Genomic DNA, 17517 nt, shown 5'->3' on the forward strand with positions numbered 1-17517 from the left:
GCAATCGCCGTGGTTTTAGTTTGTCTCCATGACCGCAAAATAGTTTTCTTCGCGATCTGCAAAATTGAAAAACTTGCTGTCTCCCATCTGTACCTTTTCACCGAGTGTGACACCCTTGGCTTGCAGTCGCTCATAGAGGGTATCTAAATCTGATGTAAAAAATAATAAAGATGGAGTTCCAAAGTTTATATCTGGACTATTCTTCTCGACAAATGCCCGGTGGTGCAGAATTACCGTCGTTTCCGCATCAGCTGTCGGCGCAATCTGCACCCAACGCATCTCCCCGTCTTTAAAATCTTGTAAAATCACAAACCCCATGTCCTCTTGCCAAAACCGAACTGCCTCATCTTGATCGTTCACATACACCATAACTTCTCCAAGCTTCGAAATCATCCCGTCGCCTCCTTTTCTACTTCATTCTAGATACATTCACTTCATCCCTTCCTAACAAGAAAATCTTTTGAGGACCTGCTACACTAGTACGTAGAACCAATTAGACGAAACGAGGGATTTGAGTGATTGATTTACGTAGTGATACAGTGACCAAACCAGACGAACGCATGCGCCGTGCCATGTATGAAGCGGAAGTCGGCGATGATGTGTACGGGGAGGATCCGACTGTTAACCGATTAGAAGAGAGAGCAGCAGAACTACTCGGAAAAGAAGCGGCTTTATTTGTCACAAGTGGCACACAAGGAAACCAAATTGCAGGACTGGTGCATTGTAGACCTGGTCAAGAAGTCATCTTAGACTCACAAGCACACATCTTTCTCTATGAAGGTGGTGCGATGTCCGCACTTGCTGGTCTTCAACTAAAACCAATTGATGGCCTCCGTGGCGCAATGGACCCCATTCACGTAGAAGCAGCGATTCGCGGAGCAGATATTCATGAACCGGAAACAGGTTTGATTTGTCTCGAGAACACGCATAATAAAGCAGGTGGTGCGGTACTTCCCGTTGAACATATGAAGGCAATCTACGAAGTCGCACAAAAACATCGCATTCCAGTTCACTTAGACGGAGCTCGTCTATTTAACGCACAAGCTGCTACTGGAATCCCCGTTTCAGAGTTTGCCAAGTATACGGACACTGTCCAGTTCTGCTTGTCGAAAGGGCTTGGGGCTCCTGTAGGTTCCATTATTGCAGGATCTGCCGATTTTATTCGGCATGCACGCAAATGGCGGAAACGTCTAGGCGGTGGACTCCGCCAAGTCGGAGTACTGGCTGCCCCTGCACTTACTGCACTGGAAGAGAATCCTGTTCGTTTACAGGAAGATCATCGGTTAGCTAAACAGCTGGCAGAAGGAATTCAACAACTAGATACGTTTCATTTAGTAAATGCGGTCGAAACAAATATCCTTCTGGTTGAACTGACAAATTCGGCACATACAACAGAGGCATTGTTAGCACATTTAAAAGAACATGGAATTTTAGCGGGTGGTTTTGGTCCAGGCATTATTCGCTTTGTCACAAATAACGGAATTACAGAAAAAGACATCCAGCTAACACTGGATGCTTTACATCAATTTACTGAGTAGCTCACGCAGCTACTCTTTTTTAATTTCCATAAACGTCGTCATAACTATGATACCCATCCTGAATTACTGTAGAATCAATCGTATCGCGCATGACAGCAATTGGTTCAATCAATACGGATGGCACCTCTTTTTTGCCGTTGTTTACATAACTACTGGTCTCAACCTCTTCCCCTCTTGCAAGCATGACGGCTAGTTGTGCCGCCGTCTGCGATAAATGGCGGATAGGTTTATAGACGGTCATCAGCTGCTCCCCTGCTACAATCCTACGTATCCCTGCAAGATCTGCATCTTGACCTGCTATCGGCACCTTTCCGTTGAGTCCATAGATAGCCAATGCTTCTTGCACGCCTCCGCCTGTCGCATCATTCGAGGCAATCACAGCATCTACTTGTTGAGCATTGATTTCAAGAGCTTCGCGCATGTTGTCACGGGCATTTACTGGCGTCCAGTCTTCCGTCCACTGATCATAAATCACTCGTACGTCTCCCGCATCAATCGCAGGTTGTAATACACGAAAAGCACCTCGCTTTAATAAGTGCGCGTTGTTGTCTGTAGCGGCTCCACCGATAAACACATAATTCCCCTGGGGTACCTCTTGTAACATGGCCTCTGCCTGCAATTCTCCAACTCGCTCATTATCAAACGAAACATACAAATCAATATCTGCATTTTTGACGAGTCGATCATAAGAAATGACTTTGATTCCCGCCTGATGCGCTTTATGGACAATTGCCGCTGTAGCTTCTGCGTTATGGGGAACAATGACAAGAACATCGATGCCGCTTTGAATCAATGTCTCTGCTTGCGCTACTTGCAATACATCATCGCCGTTTGCAGCTTCGATTACCACTTCTGCACCTAAGGCTTCTACTGCCTCTTTAAATAAATCGCGGTCCTTGATCCAGCGGTCTTCAACAAGTGTATCCATTGAAAAACCAATTCGAATGTCTTCTATCGCTATAGGCTCAGGCCTTGGCGACGGCTGTTGCTCTACTTGTTGTTCACATGCGAAAAGAAATACCAAGACAAAAACAAGGAATGTCCATCTTTGCATCCATCGCCATCTCATCGACTTATTAGCTGCTTTCGATAATCTGATGGTGTCTTGCCGCATACTTTTTTAAACACCTTACTGAAATAGTTCGGCTCGTGATAACCAACCTCGTAACTGATTTCTTTCAAACTAAGCTCAGGGTTTTTCAGCAATTGTTTTGCATGCTCAATACGACATGTCGTTAAATAGTCAATATAATTGACGCCTAGTTTATCTTTAAACAATTTACTTAAATACATTGGTGTGAAGTCTACTAACGCTGCAAGCGCATCCAATGAAATCTCTTCATGTGAATGTTCCTCGATATAGCGTTTGACTTGTTGGACCTTATTGGACTCCGCTTTATTTAAATGCTGCTCATAATGGGCCGAAATCTGTTCGAGTAAACCTTGCACTTCTGCTCGTAATTGACGATAGTTTTGGGATTGAAAAGATAAATAGGCAGTGGGTGTCACCATTCCGAGATTCTCTAATGCCCGCTGGATGACCCACACTAACTCGAGTACACGTTGTTGTGAATAGACGAGGGGTTGGTTCTGATGTTCTTGTTCATCTATAAACTCATTAAAAAGCCGTTCAATCTCCTGCCAATCTCCTTGATCCAATGCGTCAAAAAACTGCTTCTCTTTCTGACGAACCGTTGTTGTATCTGTCCCTTCAAATTGGTTCAAGTTCTCTTCATAGAAGCGAAAACGCACAGACTGTGTATGGGAAGCGAGTGCAATGACTGCCTGTTGATAGGAAACCGCTATGTCTGCCAGGTCTTCTACTTGTTCCCCCACCCCAACAAATACATCCGCTTTGTCACGAAGTAAAGCAATGAGTCCTTGAGCAAAAGGCATTGCTTGTGAGCGGTATGACACAGTAGAGTTACGGAAAACTACTAGTGGCAATTGCTTGCCATAAAGGGCTCCGACTAAAGCATGCTCAGTTTCATGGACACGTTCTTTAATTAAGCTATATAACGCTTCCGTCGGTTCTGGTAGATACACCACGAGTACAAAAGCAGGTTGCGATTGAATACCCACAGATTCCATTAAAACGTCCAACTGTACGTCATGCATGTGATGGAATACAAGTTGCGTGACAAGTTCTGTCTCTGCTAAACGTTCTGCATGCATACTTGCTTTCTGCTTCCGGGACTCTTCTTTACATTGCTCGATAACCGTTTCAACTGTAGCAATGATTTCACTACGTTGACTCGGCTTTAATAAATACTCCTTTACGCCTAAACGTAAGGCTTGTCGTGCATAATCAAATGTATCGAACGCTGTTACCATAACGCCACGAATAGTAGGATGAATTTCTTGAATGGTTTGAAGAGCCTCAATTCCATTAATACCTGGCATCATAATATCCATCAAGACGATGTCCGGTCGATGTTGTTTTACACTCTCAATCGCCTCATAGCCATTGCGTGCATCATAGATCTCTAAATCAGGAAATGCAGTGGAAAGAATTCGGCGCATACCTTCTCGTTCGATTGGTTCATCGTCAACCATTAGTAATTTCATGGTGTCACCTCCAGTGGAATTCGAATTCGTACGGTAGTCCCAGTTGCAGGCGAACTTTCAATCGTCATTACATCCTGCGTGCCATAAAAGAGCTGTAATCGTTTTCGGACATTTTGAAACCCGATACTCGTAGAGTGGCCGGTTTCTTGCCGCACTTCTTGGTGCAACAAATGTTCAATATCTATCTCTGAAATACCTGGACCATCGTCCTTTACTTCAGCAATTACCGCATCATGCTGCTTGAAAACGCGCAACACAATCGTTCCGCCATCTACTAGTCGTTCAATTCCATGAATCATTGCATTTTCAACGATTGGCTGAAGTGTTAAACTTGGCAACTGTACTTGCATGCATGTGGGATCAATTTCTTTGTGAAACGTTAATCGATCAGCAAAGCGTGCTGTCTGTATCGCAATGTATTGATCAATGACAGTAACCTCTTCTTTCAACGTGACGGATTGGTCGACTTTCTTCAGGCTATAGCGGAGCAATCCTGCCACACTGACGAGTAAATCACTTGTTTCTTCTGCTCCGTCTAAGTAAGCTTTTTTCGATAATGTGTTTAGTGTATTAAATAGGAAATGCGGATTAATTTGGCTCTGAAGACTCTTCAACTGACTCTCTTTCAGCAACAGTTGATTTTCTTGCAACTCATTTTCAAGTCGAGCTTTTTCCTGGGTATCCTGAAATAATTCATTGATATTTTCACGCATCGTATCAAATGTTTTGGCGAGAAAAGCAATTTCATCATTGGATGAGCTGTGGATGGGTGTGGTGAAATTTCCCTTCGCCACTTCATTGGCAGCACGCGTAAGTTCATGAACGGGCTTTGTGATTGAGAGTGAAAATCGGTATGCCACTAACAGTACAATCGCTGTAATCAGTCCAAGTAACCACAGGCCTAGCCTTTCAAGTTCTTTCGATTGTTGGATCAAGTCACGATAAATTTGATTGTACGTACGCAATTCCTGATCCAAAATATAAAGCGTCCTGCTCTCAAGTGCAGCTGCGATGCGATTGGCTTCATTGAATTCCTGCGTGACAGCATCTGCTTCAGATTGCTTCACAAAACTGAGTGTTCGGTTAGAAGCTTCAATTAAGCTATCCATCATCAACAAATAGTTCGTCATATCGAGCTGATTGTCTTCTGTTCGAAACTGCCTGACCTGTTCTTGAATCTCACGCAACTGTTGTTCCTCGCGTGCTAATTTCTCTTCTTGGGCAGGGACTGGAAAACGAATATATTCGTTTAATTCTGTAACTAGTGATTGACTAGCGGTGGTCACTTCATTCATTTGCAAGTATCGGCTCAGTATAGAACTATACTGTTCTTGTGATTGTTGGTTTGAATACATTAAGGCAATCCAAATCCCGCCCATAATCAGTACAGCCAGAGAGACCAGTCCCCATATCTTGTTTTGAATCGTCATGAGCCCGCCTCCTCTATGAAAATCGGCGTCTCATACCCTTCTGAATCAAGGGGAACGGTCTCTCCGCGAATCCATTCTACGAGTAAGCGTAGACCTGTTTCGCCCATCTCTCTAGGACGCTGGCGAATGACACCATCCATCACTTTTGCTTGAAGAAGGGTTCGTGCTTCAGGCGCTTCATCAAAGGAATAAATGAGATAGGGAGCGACTTGCGTGCGTCTTGATATTTCTTGTGTCACAAAATACGCAACGTCTGAATCAAGTAAGATCCAAGCCGTTGCTGCCGGAGACTGATTCATCCGCTCCATCGTCGCTTGCATAATCTCTTCTCTTGTATCCCCCATACCTTGATAAATCGGTGTAATTTGTGAGAATTCTTGTAACGACTCCTCGACTCCTTCTAATCGCTGGCGCTGCATGTAGCTCGGCTCTTCATCACCTACAATAATGACTTCTCCTTCGTAATCGAGCTTTTCTGCCACACGCTCTGCAAGCAATCCCCCAGCCTCTTTTTGATTTGACCCTACATAGGTTTTTCGAAGACTGTCTTCTGCAGGTACATCTTCTCCAATTGTAATAATCGGGACTCCGTAGAAAGCAGCTTTAATTTTCGTCAGCTCTTTAAACGCTTCTGTATCTTGCCCTTGCACTAAGATGCCATCGACTTTGGAATAGATGGCGGTCTCCAAATTGCCATTGAAGTCTTGATCCTCCGTACCAAAACCTGCCCATGCTTCCACGAGGACCCCTTGTCTCTCCGCTTCTTCCAAGGCGCCCCGTTCAACCTGCTTCCAAAAGTCTGTAGTTTGATTTTCAGTAATCAAGACAATACGTAGTTGATCAATTGTACCTGTTACTGGTTCCGGGAAGTTTGGAGCGGCTTGTATGACACGCCATACTGAAATGGCGGTGAAGACTGCGAAAAAAGCAATCAACAAACTGAGTACTACCGTTACTTTTTTCCGCATGACTCCGACTCCTTTTCTTCCCATCTTACCACTGTCATTTCAATTCAAAAAGCACCCGAAGAGGGTGCTTTTGATTATGCGCGCTGTCTACGAGTCATGACATCAAAGATCACTGCAGCTGCTAGTACACCACCGCGAATCATGTACTGATAGGAAACGCCTACACCCAATAAGTTCATTCCGCTAGATAAGGACGCCATAACAACAGCCCCAATGATAGCTCCTGTCACTTTTCCTACCCCACCGGCTGATGAAACTCCGCCGACATAAGCAGCAGCGATAGCATCTAGCTCAAACAACGTTCCCGCAGTCGTAGTCGCAGACTGCAGACGCGCCGTATAGAGTATCCCGGAAACGGCAGCCAGCATCCCCATTGAACCGAATACAAATAGTGTGATCTTTTGAACATTAATCCCGCTCAAGTGCGCAGCTTCTGGATTACTTCCAACTGCGTAAATGTGACGTCCAAGAACCGTTTTTGTTGTCAGGAAGTGATAAATCACAACGACGACGAGCATGATGACGACAGTCCAAGAAAGACCGTTGTATCCTGCTAAGATCCATGTTACATAGCCAATAATCGCGGATACTAATAATAGTTTAATTGTAAACATAGGCATCGACATAACGTCGAATCCGTATTTTTGTTTATCCTTGCGTCCGGAGAATTCACTGTAAATGTAAAATAGGATACCAACAACACCTACTAACAAGGTTAAAAGATGTAAGCCGCCGATTTGTACAAGAGAGGGGATAAACCCGTTTCCAAGAGCGTTGAACGTATCATCTCGCACAATGATTGTTCCTGTCCGTTCCGTTACTTGTAACAATGCCCCACGGAAAATTAACATCGCAGCAAGTGTTGCTACAAACGCAGGAATCCCAATCTTTGCCACAAGTACACCATTAAACAAGCCAATTAAAATTCCAAGTAGGAGTACGACTGGAATCGTAATCCAGACAGACACGCCCATTTGAGTTAAGAAAATAGCAGCGACAGCTCCTAAGAAACCGGCCACAAACCCAACAGACAAGTCAATGTGACGAATGACAATTACGAGTGTCATCCCGACAGCCAAAACGGCAATATAGCCAGCTGAGTCAAGCATATTGCTAATGTTTCGAGACGATAGAAATAGACCGTTCGTCATAATCGTAAACGTCAATAAAATTACAAGTAAGGCAATATACATCCCGTAATCCCGGATGTTTTCTTTAATAATTGTTTTTGCTTCCGTTACTAAATTCATAGCCGGTCCCCCTATTGTGTCGCTAGTTCCATAATCGTTTCTTGTGTTGCCTGTTCGCGGGAAAGCTCTCCTTTGATTTGTCCTTCCGCCATCACGTAGACACGGTCGCTCATACCGAGCACCTCACCTAATTCAGAAGAAATCATGATGATACTCAACCCTTCACTAATCAGTTGATTCATAATCGTGTAAATTTCAAATTTTGCCCCGACATCAATTCCACGTGTCGGTTCGTCCAAAATCAAGATCTTAGGTCCAGTAAACAACCACTTGCCCAGAGAAACCTTTTGTTGATTGCCTCCACTGAGTTTGCCGACGATTTGCTCGAGCGAATTCGCTTTGATATAAAGGGAATCTTTATAACGCGTCCCGACCTTTACTTCCTCATTCACATTCAGCACACCTTTAGGCGCAATCCCCTTTAAGTGTGCAGCAGAGATATTGCTTTTAACATCTTGCAATAAAAACAAGCCATCTCCTTTGCGATCCTCTGTTACGTAGGCAATTCGTTCTTTGATTGCTTCACTTGTATGTTTCAATCGCTTGGTCTCACCAAATAGTTTCATCTCACCAGTCAGCTTGTACTTTTTAGGATTTCCAAAAATACTTAAGGCAAGCTCTGTGCGTCCTGATCCCATCAAGCCTGCAATCCCAATGATTTCACCTTTGTTTAGATGTAAATTCGCTTCTTTTACGACTTGGCGACCAAGTTGTGAATCGTAAGCCGACCAGTTCTCAAGCGAGAGAACAGATTCACCAATGACATGGTCAGGTCGTTTTGGATAGATGTCTTCGATTTCTCGTCCGACCATATTTTGAATGATAAGTCGTTCGGTAATCTCTCCTTTTCTTGAGTCCAGCGTACAAATCGTTTTTCCGTCTCGCAGCACTGTCGCTTTATCGGCAATCGAGATGACTTCTTTTAATTTATGAGAAATCATAATACACGTGATGCCTTGTTCTTTCAGTTCTTTGAGAAGATTTAATAGATTCTCACTGTCATCTTCATTAAGCGCAGCTGTTGGTTCATCTAAAATCAACAACTTTACATCTTTACTCAAGGCTTTTGCAATTTCCACAAGCTGTTGTTTTCCAACACCTAATTCCTTGATCAATGTCTCCGGTGTGACACGAAGCTTTACTTTTCGAAGAAGTTCAGTTGACTGCACAATTGTCTTGTTCCAATCAATGACAGGACCTTTTCGTACTTCATTGCCTGCATAAATATTTTCATAGACAGTCAAGTCAGGGAATAAAGCAAGTTCTTGATAAATGATGCCAATCCCTGCTGTAACGCTGTCGCTGATTTCTTTAAATTGTTGAACATTCCCTTCATATACAATGTCGCCCGAGTATGTGCCGTGCGGGTAGACGCCACTCAGAACCTTCATCAGCGTGGATTTCCCTGCCCCGTTCTCGCCGATTAGACAGTGAATCTCCCCTTTTTCCACTTGAAAGTTGACGTCTGTCAACGCCTTCACTCCTGGGAATTCTTTTGATATGTTCCGCATCTCTAAAATGTACTCTGCCACTTTGCGCGCCTCCTTGCGACTTGCTTTGTAAGTAAACACGTCTCACGCCGAAGCATGAGACGCGTCCTAGGGATTACTCTAATCCAGTGAATTCACTTGCCTCGTAATACTCTGAGTCAATCAATTCTGCTTTCACGTTTTCTTGATCCACTACGATAACATCTGTTTGTTTCGCTTTTACTTCTACTGCTCCGTTATCGTAAGAGCCCGTTGTTTCAGGGTCATTCCCATCTAAAATGTCAACAGCCATGCCCATAGCGTCTTGCACAAGCGTACGAACATCTTTGAATACTGTCATCGACTGCTGACCATCAATGATATATTGAATCGATGCTTTCTCAGCATCTTGTCCAGTGACGAAGTATGAAGTGATTGCTGAATCCGAACCAAATACGTCTGCAATTGCACGAGCTGTTCCATCATTCGGAGCTAAGATCGCAACGTCGCCTTTTTGCTCATCCGATGCAGCTGTTAAATGCGTTTGCGCTTTGTTCTTTGCTTCGTTTGCATCCCAGTTTGTAGTGATTTGGCCAATGATCTTACCAAGCTCATCACGAGAAAGGTCTGCTTTATCGCTCAATGCTTCTGCTTCTGAAGAGTTTGCGATGACAAATGTGCCGTCTGCAATTTTCGGTTGTAACACTTCCCAAGCACCTTGGAAGAATAGGAAGGCGTTGTTATCAGAAGCTGCACCTGCATACAGGTAAAGCGGTACACCTGATCCATCGGCATTATCGACTAAGTATTGGGCTTGTGCAGCACCAACAGCTAAACTGTCGAATGTTACGTAGTAATCTACTGCGTCTGTGTCTGTGATTAAACGGTCATACGAGATGACTGTGACGCCTTCTTGTTTCGCTGCTTCCACAGCCGCTCCTGCTGCTGCACCGTCATGTGGCGTAATAATCAATACGTCAATTCCTTTGTTTAAAAGTGCATCGACATTTTCTTTTTCTTTTGCAGAAGATCCTTGGCTGAATAGGATTTCAGTTGAGTAATCCGAATCTGCTAATGCATCTTTAAAGCGCTGCTCATCTTGCACCCAGCGTGGCTCATCTTTAGTGGGTAGAACGATCCCTACGTCTACACCGCCACTTCCTCCTGATTCTCCTCCTGTTGAATTACACCCCGCGACAAAAATCATAGAAGCTGCTAATAAACTAGCCCATTTCCATACAGATTTCTTGTTCATTTCTTAACCCTCTCCCTTACCTGAAATGATTTCTACTTCAGTATAGAAAGCGAAGAGTTCTTATGTAAGCGCTATCACGGGTAATCTTTTATACTCTTCTGTATTTTTTTAAGAAGAGTGTCTGAAAATTAAAAAAAGAGCCTGACACTCATGTGTCAGACTCTCCTATTTCTATACCCATTTTGCTAAATCGTCGATTGGTAGGCGTACGGATTGATAGCCTACTTCAGCTGCCTTCCCAATTGAAATCAGCATGACCGCTTCGAAGCGTTCTTTATCTAGGCCATATGCTTCTGCGATATGGTCTTTATCAAATCCACCGATTGGATTTGTCGCATACCCGCGCGCTTGCGCAGATAACATGATTTGCATTGCTGCTAGGCCTGCATCTAGGAAGTTCATTGTTTTCAGGCGCTCTTTTGGAATGTCCTTCAACATTCCTTGAATGGCCGGAACTTGTCGGTCACGAACGTCTGCTGGCATAACGCCTTTTTCTACAGCTAAATCATAAATTTCCTGAGTTGTTTCTACGCTTTGCATATCGACGAAAACAGCAATGACAGCTGCAGATGTTTCAACTTGACGTTGGTTGAATTTCGCCAATCCTTTCAACGTCTCTTTTCCTTCTTCACTCTCAATGACAAGAAAGCGCCAAGGCTGCAAGTTTAGAGAGGAAGGTGCCATTGTTGCTTCTTCCAATAGTTCATGCATTTCTTGCTTTGAAATTTTCACTTCTGGATCATATACACGAATAGAACGCCGCTCTTTTACTAATTGTTCATACGTCGGTTTTGTCGTAGTTGTCATAATAGGTCCCTCACTTTTAGTCTTTGAATGGAAATTAGTCTATCGCGTTTCAGGGGTAGTCGTCAATTTGTCTGCTTGAAGTTCCGGTTATACCAAATCTTCGAAGCTTCTACTTCACTACCTGTTAACTGATGACCATATGGTTCCACATGCATGTCCACTTCTGCCCCGTGTTCGAGTAACATGGCTTTTAATCCTTCTGATTCCGTATACGGTACCATTTGATCATTGACCCCTGCGCCAATGAATACAGGTAAACCCGTTAACTCGGGAATTTTAGCGTCTTGGTTCGGAATCATTGGATGATAGAGGATTGCACCTGCTAAACTATTTTTCTCTGTCATCACTAAGTTTGCAGCGATGTTGGCTCCATTCGAGTAGCCTACAGCCACGACATTTTCGCGGTCAAAACCGTACTCTTCTGACGCTTCTTTTATATAGTCATGCAGCTCTTTCGTGCGAAGGGCTAAATCTTCTTGGTCCAACACACCCATAGCTAACCGTTTGAAAAAACGCGGCATCCCGTTTTCTAAAACATTCCCCCGGACACTCAATACATTTGCTTCTTCGTCAATCATCGATGCAATTGACAGCAAGTCATGTTCATTGCCTCCTGTCCCGTGGAGCATTAGTAGTGTAGGTGCTGTTGCGTTTGTTCCTTTTTTAAATACATGTTTCACGTCTATCTCTCTCCTTTACGGGCGGCTTTGCCCAGTTTTCGTGTAATTTCTAACCATTGCTTGAACTCTTCTTCATCAAGTCCACTAAAGTAGGCTTTCATCCGTTCTAAATGTTCAGGAAAAGCTGTTTCCATAAGAGCTTGTCCTTTATTGCTTAGTTCTATATAAATTACCCTTCGATCGTCTGAACATACAGTGCGTGTGATAAATTCTTTCTTCACTAGTTTGTCTAATACATAGGTTGTACTGCCACTTGTGATCAAGACATGCTTCGCTACTTTCTGAACTGGCTGTCTTCCTTGGTGATATAACAGTTCCATCACTGAAAATTCTGTGGCATGAAGACCATGCTTTGTTGCATCTTCTTTAATGCGTTGATGAAAGGCGCCAGACGTTCGAACGAGTGCTTCAATTGCTAAACCAACTTGTTTCGTGTCCAATGCAATACGCCTCCTTTATCTTGATTTCAAGATAATTGTAGCAGTTTTCAGATGTAGCGTCAAAAAAAGAGCTTGAACGGATGCCCAAGCTCTTTTCTTTATACGCGCTCAATAATCATTGCAATTCCTTGTCCTCCACCAATACAAAGGCTTGCTACGCCATACTTTAGATTTCTCTCTTGCAGTTCATATGCAAGACTTAAGACGATTCGTGCACCACTTGAACCTACTGGATGACCAAGCGCTAAAGCTCCGCCATTCACATTTGTTTTCGTACGTTCAAGCCCAAGTTCTTTTTCCACAGCCAAATACTGTGCTGCAAATGCTTCGTTAACTTCTACTAGATCCATTTGTTCCAGTGTCATGTCTGCGCGCTCTAATGCCTGCTTGATTGCCGGTACTGGTCCAATCCCCATAATCTCCGGGTCAACTCCTGACACACCCCAAGACACGATACGCGCAATCGGTTTGAATCCGTGTTTCTCTACGCTTTGCTCTCCAGCAATGACGAGACTTGCAGCACCGTCATTGATTCCACTAGCGTTCCCAGCTGTAACTGACCCACCTTTCTTGAAAGAAGGGCGCAACTTACTGAGGGCTTCAACAGTTGAATCTGGTTTGATGTGTTCATCTTCTTCTATTAAAATGGTTCCTTTACGCGTTGTCACAGGAAACGGCACAATTTCTTTTGCAAATCGTCCTGATTCACGGGCTGCTGCTGCACGTTGGTTACTCTCTACAGAAAATGCATCTTGCTCTTCCCGACTAATGGAATACATATCCGCTAGTTTTTCTGCTGTCATCCCCATGCCATTGCCTGTGTAGTCATCCGTCAACGTGGAAAGTACCATATCTTCAAATTTCATTGGACCCAGCTTTGCTTGATGAAAGCGACTTGTGAAGCTAGCGAAAGGTGCCATCGACATATTTTCTGCTCCACCTGCTAAAACAACATCAGCTTCCCCTAATTGAATAAGCTGTGCAGCTGTCACGACCGCTTGCGTACCGGACCCGCAAAGACGGTTGAGCGTCAAAGCCGGTACTTCTTTTGGAACACCTGCTTTAAGTCCAATATGACGTGCGAGATACGCAGCATTTGTATGGGAATGAATCACATTCCCATATACGACATGATCTACCTGATCTGGCGATACTCCGGAACGTTTCAACGCTTCTTGAGCGGTTACTTTTCCGAGTTCATCTGCCGGCACTGCTGAAAAAGAGCCTCCAAACGCAGTGAATGCCGTACGTGCTCCATCTAAGATATAAACATTTTTCATCGTCCAATCCCCTTTACATCGACTATTCTGAAAACTCTTTTTCAGTATAGCATTCGCTGGAATGGATGCAAAACGCATGCCTCTTTTAAAAGACACTCTCCCGCCGAACGAGAATTTCATCGTGATAAGGGAATAAAATACTGGCATGCGTCCCTTTGTCTACTGGTTTGTAGAGTAACTCGCCTTCTAAGTCATTGACGATCAGATTTCGGACAATGTCTAAACCAAGAGACTGTTTATACCCTTCCATCCCCTTCCCGTCATCCCGAATCTGCATTTCAATAAAGTCTTGCTGCACCCGAAACTCTACTGTAATGGTGCCTGCTTGATTAGGAAACGCGTGTTTCAGAGAGTTTTGAACGAGTTCATTTACTATGAGCGCGATGCTTACGGCTTTACGAGAAGAAGCGAGCAGCTGATAGTTATTAGAAATGACTTCAAATTGAATTTGATGATCCAAGTCATTCAACATCATTGTCGAACCGATTTTGGATGTCAATTCAATCACGTCGACATCGTCTTGATCTGCATCTTCATTTGCAAGAATCAGTTCATACACCGCTGAAATACTATATACGCGGTTCAAAGTATCTTCAAAATGACTTTTGCTTTCGTCTGAAATTCCCTTCCGCATCTGAAGACGCAACAAACTGGCGACTGTCTGTAAGTTGTTTTTGACGCGGTGATGAATCTCTTTAATAACTACAGATTTCATCAGCAACTCTTTCTCTTTATGGCGCAGCTCCGTCAAATCTTGGATGATAAAAAGAAGTCCTTCTACTTCGTTACGCTTGGTGCGCATATTGACTTTCTTAATTTCAAGTACCCGCCCTGACGCTAATACTTCCGAAATGAACACTTCTTCATTATTAGACAGGACAGATTCTAAAAACGGAAGGACGGATAAAATCTGCTCGGCCTTCCAATCCATTTCTCCGCACATTGCGTGTAGAAACTTGATACCAGAAGGATTCGCATAGACGAGACGTTGTTGTTGATCTGTCATCAAAATGATTTCCATCAATAAATCGGCGACTGTTGGATTGTTCGAGAAGCTACCCATGTCTATAGATTTAATTGGGTACGCAGGTTCTCTCGCAGCAGACTCTTCGGACAGGTCCGCTTCCATGATCAATGTCCCAATGACCTCATGTTGCTCGTTGTGGATCGGCACAACACTCTGCTCCACTACTTTTCCTTCTTGCGTGATCGCCCGGTGCTTCAACGACTTTCGTCCCGTTTTATGACACAGCAAAACGGCGGGTTCGAACGCTTCAAACACTAATTTTCCTAATACACGCTCCTTATAAATAGCATCTGGTGTGCGAGGGAGTGCCTCTGCCACGACAATCCCGTGATCACCCGAACTTAATAAGCAGTCGATGTACATATAATTACCTGAGAGCTCTGCATAGTTCGAAAGCGTTTCAGCCACTTGTTCTAAGATTTGAATATCTGTTGCTGATAAGTTTGTATATAAACGACAAAGCTGATGAAGTGTGCTCTCTGCCATCTCCCCATCCCCTACCTTTTACACGATTTCCTCTATCTTTCCTCATTTTCATGTATCTTGCAAGTTGTGGCGGCGGGCAAATGGAACCCCAGATGCTTTAACTTCTAGCATTTGTTCAATGAGACTCGAAAGGTGCGCACCCGCTTCTACCGGTGCAAGACCTCCTTTATGAATGTTCGATACGACTGTGCGATCTGCTTCAACTGTCGCTTCCGTTGGCTTATAAATCATGTAAGCACTTAAACTTTCATCTGTGTTTAGGCCAGGACGTTCGCCAATCAGAGAGATGATAAAGTCTGCATTCAGAATCTGCGCGATTTCATCTTGTACCCATACACGAGCTCGTTTGACAAAAAGAGGTTGTCCGACACGGATGGATTTCAGCGCCAACCCCTGCATGAGAGCCGGCAGAAGGTCACCAGCGTTCGCCTCAATAGCAGAAGAACTCAGTCCATCACAGACCAAAATTTGCACTTGGACATTTTTCTCTCCATTCTTCTCCAGCCATTCTCTTGAGCGGTCCGATAGCTTGCGTCCTGCGTCTAAATCCATTAAATAGTGTTTTAATGATTCTGCACGAGTTTCTACTACTGGTAGCTTGAGTGCTTCAATCACATCCGGGTTCACTTCTTTTCTTACAGCGTCTTGAGCCGCTGCATGATCAATCCGAAACTGTAAATAACTCTTTGTTTTCATGCGCGTTCCAGCGCGTCCAATTCCAATTCGTGCAGGTGTGATGGACTGCGCATGCCGAATGGCTTCTTCCCGGTGTGGAGTATCGACACCCATCTCAAACTCTTCCGAGAAGTGGACAACCTCTCCATTTTCTTCACTAGGTTTAGATGTAGACGACCCTCTGATCACTTCTTCTACAACTTGCCGAACAATTTTTTCTAAATCCATTGTGCCACCTCCTACTCGTCAAAAATTGATAAGTCTCCTGCACGTTTAGTTAAACGCCCGTCTTCCATTAATCCCATACGCTCCATCCATTTCTCAAACTCGCGAAGAGGACGAAGACCCAGCATTTCTCGGAGCGAGGCATCGTCATGATAACTTGTATCTTGGTAGTTCAGCATGACGTCATCCCCACCAGGAACACCCATATAGAAGTTTGCACCCGCAAGTGCCGTCAACATCCCACCAATTTCTTGGTCATTTTGATCGGCTTCCATATGATTCGTATAGGTCGGTGCGATTCCCATCGGTAGTCCGGACAGTTTCCCCATGAACACATCTTCTAGGTCTGCGCGAATCAATTGGCGGCCGTCATAGAGCGTTTCAGGGCCAATGAATCCTGACACATTGTTGACCATGAATGGCTTCCAGTGACGGGCGAACCCATAACTTCGTGCTTCTAATGTTTGCATATCTACTTTATGATCCGCATCGAGTGATACTTCGGAACCTTGCCCCGTCTCGAAGTACATAAAGTTCGGTCCAGTAGATGTTCCAAGTGACCGCATCATTTCGTAGCCTTCTGTCAAAATATCACGTGAAATTCCAAACGCATCATTCGCGCGTTCTGTACCTGCTAGGCTTTGAAACATTAACGCGATTGGTGCGCCTTTTTTCAGTGCATCCATCTGTGTCGTGATATGTGCAAGCACACAGTTTTGTGTTGGAATTTCCCACCTTTCAATAAAATCATGCGATAACGTCAATAGGCGCTTCACAGATTCTACTGAATCAATATTGGGATTGATTCCGATCACGGCATCTCCCGCCCCATACGACAATCCTTCTTTGATCGAATACAAAATTCCTTCTGACACATCATTTGGATGATTCGGTTGACAGCGAAACGCTAAACGCCCTGGTTCTCCGATAGTTGTATTACAGTGTGCGGTGAACTTCATCTTTTGTGATGCCAGCATCAGATCAATGCTCGACATCAACTTGGCTACCCCTGAAATCATTTCACTCGTCAGTCCACGTGACCATTTCATGAGGTGATCCGTCGTTGTATCGTAGGATAAGATGCGATTGCGCAACTCCCCTACTGTCCACCCTTTGAGTGATTGATAGATCGGTTGGCTGATGTCGTCATAAATGATACGCGTCACTTCATCTTGCTCATACGAAATGACCGGATTTTCATAAATATCTGCCAGTGTGAGTTCACTCAAGACTACTTTTGCGGCCATCCGCTCAAGAGCACTGGTAGCTGCCACCCCTGACATGACGTCACCAGACTTCGCTTCACTCGCCTTGGCAAGAACTTCTCGTACACTTGAAAAGTGATACGTTTCTCCTTTAAGTGTTGCCCCTAGTTTTGGCACATTTTTCACCTTCCCCTAAAATCAAAAAGACGCCAGC

At 44.1% G+C, this 17517-nt stretch carries 16 protein-coding genes; 1 reads left to right on the forward strand and 15 read right to left on the reverse strand.

The annotated features are described in order from the left end of the window. Window positions 1-15 precede the first annotated feature (15 nt). Entirely contained in the window at window positions 16-393 is a 378-nt protein-coding gene (locus AB5N96_RS03845) for a VOC family protein (protein WP_499704675.1), read from the reverse strand. A 122-nt stretch (window positions 394-515) separates the two neighbouring features. Between AB5N96_RS03845 and ltaE the strand changes: the two genes are divergently transcribed. Beyond that, complete coding sequence (ltaE, locus tag AB5N96_RS03850; protein WP_499704676.1) at window positions 516-1538, forward strand: low-specificity L-threonine aldolase; 1023 nt, start codon at window positions 516-518, stop codon at window positions 1536-1538. Between the two features lie 19 nt (window positions 1539-1557). Here ltaE and AB5N96_RS03855 read toward each other — a convergent pair whose 3' ends face one another. From AB5N96_RS03855 to AB5N96_RS03920, 14 genes are all read right to left on the reverse strand, one after another. Next, window positions 1558-2592 (reverse strand): sugar ABC transporter substrate-binding protein, encoded by a 1035-nt coding sequence (locus AB5N96_RS03855; RefSeq protein ID WP_499704677.1) that lies wholly within the window; start codon window positions 2590-2592, stop codon window positions 1558-1560. An 11-nt stretch (window positions 2593-2603) separates the two neighbouring features. Beyond that, entirely contained in the window at window positions 2604-4106 is a 1503-nt protein-coding gene (locus AB5N96_RS03860; RefSeq protein ID WP_204590815.1) for a response regulator, read from the reverse strand. Further along, on the reverse strand, window positions 4103-5536 hold the full coding sequence (locus AB5N96_RS03865) for a sensor histidine kinase (RefSeq protein ID WP_204590817.1): 1434 nt from the start codon (window positions 5534-5536) through the stop codon (window positions 4103-4105). Before AB5N96_RS03865 ends, AB5N96_RS03860 begins: the two co-directional genes overlap by 4 nt. Beyond that, window positions 5533-6504, reverse strand: coding sequence for a sugar ABC transporter substrate-binding protein (locus AB5N96_RS03870; protein WP_204590819.1), 972 nt, complete (start codon window positions 6502-6504; stop codon window positions 5533-5535). Before AB5N96_RS03870 ends, AB5N96_RS03865 begins: the two co-directional genes overlap by 4 nt. 74 nt (window positions 6505-6578) lie before the next feature. Further along, window positions 6579-7754, reverse strand: coding sequence for a sugar ABC transporter permease (locus AB5N96_RS03875; RefSeq protein WP_204590822.1), 1176 nt, complete (start codon window positions 7752-7754; stop codon window positions 6579-6581). Between the two features lie 11 nt (window positions 7755-7765). Continuing rightward, on the reverse strand, window positions 7766-9286 hold the full coding sequence (locus AB5N96_RS03880; RefSeq protein WP_499704678.1) for an ATP-binding cassette domain-containing protein: 1521 nt from the start codon (window positions 9284-9286) through the stop codon (window positions 7766-7768). 73 nt (window positions 9287-9359) lie between these two features. After that, window positions 9360-10478: a sugar ABC transporter substrate-binding protein gene (locus tag AB5N96_RS03885; protein ID WP_204590825.1), complete on the reverse strand. Its 1119-nt coding sequence runs from the start codon at window positions 10476-10478 to the stop codon at window positions 9360-9362. Between the two features lie 171 nt (window positions 10479-10649). Beyond that, window positions 10650-11285, reverse strand: a complete 636-nt coding sequence (locus AB5N96_RS03890) for a nitroreductase family protein (RefSeq protein WP_499704679.1) — start codon at window positions 11283-11285, stop codon at window positions 10650-10652. Between the two features lie 62 nt (window positions 11286-11347). Then, window positions 11348-11965 (reverse strand): alpha/beta hydrolase, encoded by a 618-nt coding sequence (locus tag AB5N96_RS03895; protein WP_392455386.1) that lies wholly within the window; start codon window positions 11963-11965, stop codon window positions 11348-11350. A 2-nt stretch (window positions 11966-11967) separates the two neighbouring features. Further along, window positions 11968-12405 carry a MarR family winged helix-turn-helix transcriptional regulator gene (locus AB5N96_RS03900; RefSeq protein ID WP_204590831.1) on the reverse strand — a complete coding sequence of 146 codons (438 nt, stop codon included), beginning with the start codon at window positions 12403-12405 and terminating at the stop codon, window positions 11968-11970. 98 nt (window positions 12406-12503) lie between these two features. Then, a complete protein-coding gene (locus AB5N96_RS03905) occupies window positions 12504-13685 on the reverse strand; it encodes an acetyl-CoA C-acetyltransferase (protein ID WP_499704680.1) in 1182 nt (393 codons plus the stop codon). 85 nt (window positions 13686-13770) lie between these two features. After that, window positions 13771-15198 carry a sensor histidine kinase gene (locus AB5N96_RS03910; protein WP_499704681.1) on the reverse strand — a complete coding sequence of 476 codons (1428 nt, stop codon included), beginning with the start codon at window positions 15196-15198 and terminating at the stop codon, window positions 13771-13773. A 48-nt stretch (window positions 15199-15246) separates the two neighbouring features. After that, window positions 15247-16101, reverse strand: a complete 855-nt coding sequence (eutC, locus tag AB5N96_RS03915; RefSeq protein WP_499704682.1) for an ethanolamine ammonia-lyase subunit EutC — start codon at window positions 16099-16101, stop codon at window positions 15247-15249. Between the two features lie 11 nt (window positions 16102-16112). After that, a complete protein-coding gene (locus AB5N96_RS03920) occupies window positions 16113-17480 on the reverse strand; it encodes an ethanolamine ammonia-lyase subunit EutB (protein WP_499704683.1) in 1368 nt (455 codons plus the stop codon). Between the last annotated feature and the right edge of the window lie 37 nt (window positions 17481-17517).

Origin of the sequence: Chryseomicrobium imtechense, from assembly GCF_041475995.1 — a bacterium.
In the GTDB taxonomy this organism is placed as follows: domain Bacteria; phylum Bacillota; class Bacilli; order Bacillales_A; family Planococcaceae; genus Chryseomicrobium; species Chryseomicrobium aureum.